A 2,214-nucleotide genomic window follows, 5' to 3' on the forward strand; every position below is an offset into this window, starting at 1 on the left:
TGATTAATCAGCGCCACCGGCGTGCCGAGGTGGTCGCAGTGGTACAGGTGCAGTTTGAGTTCACCGGCTTCCGGCAGCGGTTCGAGCCATGGCGCGAGATTTTCGGTTTTCAGGCCCACGGAGTCCAGCCACTGCAGGTGCGCGTCGCTGACGTCGTTACGGCGGATTTCCTTTTCGATGTCGTTAAAGCGCTGATGGATGTCGCCGGGGAACGGGCTGCCGGCGTCTTCCTCGAGCTTTTCCGCCAGCGTGCGGTGGCTGTCTTCCATCCGCGCGTGTTCCGCGCGCAGCAGCGGGACGAAGCTGCCCGGGTGATAAATCGTGTGCAGCTGGGTGTCGCGGTTTTCAGTCAGCACCAGGCGGTCGCCGTCCCAGCCGAACCAGGTGTTCTGCGTTTGTGCTTCGCCGGATTGCGGGTTTATCTGGCTGACGTGTTTGCCCACCCGTCGCCCGAGCGGGTCGTAGATATAACGTGCCCGCGTCAGCGTCTGCCCGTCCTCTTCCGTTGTCAGGCGCGTCAGGCGGTGCGCCTGGTCATAGGCCAAATGGCTGATGGCCCCGCCGCCGTGCGGGTTGTGCATCCGGCCCGCGTGGAACGGGCGTTTTTCTGTCAGGTTGCCGAATTTATCGTACTCATAAAGGTAACGCTCATCGCGCTGCACGCGGTTGTGGTACCAGACCGGCCGCGCGCCTTCCGGCGGAACGCTGAGGTCACGGTGCGTGACGCTGCGGTTGCCGGCGGGGTCGGTCAGGGTGGCGAGAAAGCCGTCGGGTGAGCTGACGCTTTGCAGGCGTCCGGCCGGCGTATAAGCATAGTGATGGTCGCCGAGGCCGGTGGTCATCTTCGTCATCTGCCCGGCGTCGTTGTACTCGTAGCGGCGCATCAGGTTCGGATGACCGGTGTCCGGCGTCTTCTGGCCGGCGAGTTGTCCGGTCAGCGAATAGGCGTTTTCGCTCTGCCAGTTCTGGCTGAACCGGCGGGTGGTTTCGCGGTGCAGCCTGTCGCGGCTGAGTTCCAGCACCACGTCGTGCCCGAGCTTCACGCCCAGCAGGTGGCCCGGGCCGTAGGTCTGCCAGTGGATTTCCGGCAGGCCGTCGTAGCGGACAGCGGTTTCGAACCCGCGCGGGTCGAACTGGTGGCGGACGGTGTGCTGCCACAGCAAATCGCCGTGCGCGTTGCGGATAATCTGCCGCTCGCCGGTCAGGCTATCGTTGTCGTCGTACTGAAAGCGCACGGTGACCAGATGGGTTTCGCTGCGGTGGGCGGTTTCGTTGACGCGTCCGGCGGCGTCGTACTGCCACAGCACCTCGTCCGGACCGTCGTCCGTGTCCGGCCGCTGCTGGCGGATAAGCTGGCCGTCTTCATCGTAGTGCCAGTGCGTAATCAGCCCGGCGTCGTCGCTGCGGATAAGCCGTCCTGATAAGTCGTACAGATAGTTTTGCACGCGCCCGTCAAAGCCGGTTTCCTGTATCGGGCGGTCCATGACGTCATAGCTGAAATGTGTCTCCGCGCCGTTTTCATTCGTCAGCCGCACCAGCCTGCCCGCGCTGTCAAATCCGGTTTGTCGCGTGAGCCCGCCTTCGGTCTGCGAGGTCGGGTTGCCGCGCTCATCGTAAGTCTGCGTGGACTGGCTGCCGTCGGGGCGGGTGACGGTGATGACGTCGCCCGCGGCGTTGTACTCCCGGCGCGTTCTGGCTCCGGCGCTGTCCTCCCAGGTAATCCGCCTGCCGCGCGCGTCGTACGCAAAGCGGGTTTTCATCCCTTCTTCGTGCAGGATTTCAACCGGCTGCCCGTCGCGGTTGTAGCGGTATGACGTCTTAAACCCGGAGCAGTCGGTAAAACTCTCCAGCAGGCCGGCCACGTTCCATTCCAGCGTCTGCCGTCCGCCAGCCGCGTCTTCGGTGGCGCAGGGCCGTGCGCTCTTGTCGTCCGCGTAGTGATAGCGGCGGGTCTGGTTCAGGGCGTCGGTCTCAGCCGTCAGACGCCCCAAAACATCGTAGGTTTTCTCTACGCGGCGTCCGTCGGGCGCGGTGGCCGTAATCAGCTGCCCGGCGCGGTTATAGCTGAACCGGCTGCGCTTTTCGCCGCCCGGGTGGACGATTTCGGTCAGGTCGCCGCTGGCCGGGTTGAGATGAAACCCGGTGGTGCGCCCGGCGGTATCAGTCTGCGAGGTCAGCCCGCCGCGGCTGTCGAAGGTGCTTTGTACATAACTG

At 64.4% G+C, this 2,214-nt stretch carries 1 pseudogene; it reads right to left on the bottom strand.

Annotation, left to right across the window (positions count from 1 at the left end):
• Positions 1 to 2,214: pseudogene (locus tag IV433_RS26070) on the bottom strand (type IV secretion protein Rhs); the annotation flags it as partial.

Origin of the sequence: Rahnella laticis (assembly GCF_015644585.1) — a bacterium.
GTDB lineage: Bacteria > Pseudomonadota > Gammaproteobacteria > Enterobacterales > Enterobacteriaceae > Rahnella > Rahnella laticis.